This is a genomic window from Desulfovibrio sp. SGI.133, from assembly GCF_050313955.1.
Taxonomy (GTDB): Bacteria; Desulfobacterota; Desulfovibrionia; order Desulfovibrionales; family Desulfovibrionaceae; genus Desulfovibrio.
On sequence record NZ_JBNPMK010000018.1, the window covers coordinates 1 to 646 of the forward strand.

Sequence of the window (646 nt, forward strand, 5' to 3'; positions counted from 1 at the left end):
GGAAGCCGGAGATCATGCCGGTGCTGGCACGGTCCCAAGCATTGCCGGGACCCTTGTCATCCAGGTTGTCAAACATACCGGGGCCCATGGCAGCGTACATGACCCAAGGAGTCACCTTCACGCCGTCGAAGGTCAGGGGCAGCAGGACAGCGAACATGTCCATGTTGTCCATGTAGTTCTTGTCGTAGGCAGTGCCATCCCAACGGCTGCTGTAGCCACCGTTGTCATTGTAGGGGCGAGCCCAGAAAGCGGTCAGGCCAACGTTTTCGTTGAACTGGTAGTTCAGGGTGATGGCGGCCACGTCATCGTCGATGATCTGGGAGGCATTGGTGGTGAAGCTGGGCAGGGCCAGACCCTGGATACCCATGCGGACCTTCAGATCGGTCTGGGGCACCATCCAGTCGATGTAAGCGCGCTTCAGTTCCACGACCTTCTGGTCAGCGCCCATGGCGCCGCCGCTTTCCTGGTCGCCCCAGATCTGGTCACCGATTTCGAAGAACACGGTACCGGACAGGGCTTCGGAAGCCACGGCGTCCAACTGCAGGCGAACGCGCTGGCGGGCTTCGAATTCGTCTTCGTTGCTGTAACCGGAGTTACGATTGGCCTTGCTCTTGGCGAAGTCGCCGTGCATGCCGTAGTCGAAAGA

The 646-nt window shown here is 59.8% G+C and carries 1 pseudogene; it reads right to left on the reverse strand.

The features are described 5' to 3' along the window. A pseudogene (locus tag ACQRBR_RS12040) lies at positions 1-646 on the reverse strand (outer membrane homotrimeric porin); the annotation flags it as partial.